This is a genomic window from Rathayibacter sp. AY1F2, from assembly GCF_002930885.1.
Classification (GTDB): domain Bacteria; phylum Actinomycetota; class Actinomycetes; order Actinomycetales; family Microbacteriaceae; genus Rathayibacter.
Window position 1 is genome coordinate 1 of sequence record NZ_PSVG01000061.1, and the last position, 646, is coordinate 646.

Here is a 646-nt window from a genome sequence, read left to right on the forward strand (position 1 = left end):
GCACAGTCCGTCGAGAGACGACCGATCCGCCCACTGCGATGATCGCCATCGCCCCGACGATTCCGCCGATCATCGCCAGCCACGTGCTGCCGGTTCGGGAACTGTGGGTCAGCGCATAGGCATTGACGATTAGCCCCACGACGACGACGAGGAGCGGCAGGAGGAGGACCCGCGGCCTGCCCTCAGGAGGTCGGCGCGTCAATCGATACTCCTTCAAGATCGGCAGCACTGGTCAGACGATGCGTTGTCCGCCACGGCCGGAGGGAAAGGACGGGTGAATCGCGGATTGACTCTAAACCGACCCGGCAGGAGGTCTAAGCCGCCCCGCTGCGCGATCCGCTGGCTGGCCCCGCGCCATCGTCGCAGCGCTTCATGCCAGGGCCACTGCGGCGTCCTGCGATCGGCGAGGATCCGTGGCGTGAGTATCAGTATCGACGGCGAGCACTACGTACTTCTGCGGAGCGCCTTCTGGGCCGAAACGTCGGTAGTCAGTGGGGTCTACGGCTGCGCGGAGCGGGCCTGGGAAGCGGCACGGGCCATGGCGGACGCACCGCCCCGACCTGATCGGTGGGTTCTTGAGACGTGGAGCGGCGGTGAGCTGCGCAGCAGCGTCCAGCTCGACTGACGCTCGGGCAACGCGCCGGGG

General features: G+C 67.3%; 2 protein-coding genes. One reads left to right on the forward strand and one right to left on the reverse strand.

Features of this window, described 5'->3' with window-relative positions; genetic code table 11:
* The coding region (locus C5C54_RS18180) for a hypothetical protein (protein ID WP_219812232.1) at positions 1–229 on the reverse strand (229 nt) is incomplete at its 3' end.
* Between the two features lie 189 nt (positions 230–418).
* Between C5C54_RS18180 and C5C54_RS17520 the strand changes: the two genes are divergently transcribed.
* Entirely contained in the window at positions 419–625 is a 207-nt protein-coding gene (locus C5C54_RS17520; protein ID WP_104248267.1) for a hypothetical protein, read from the forward strand.
* Positions 626–646 lie beyond the last annotated feature (21 nt).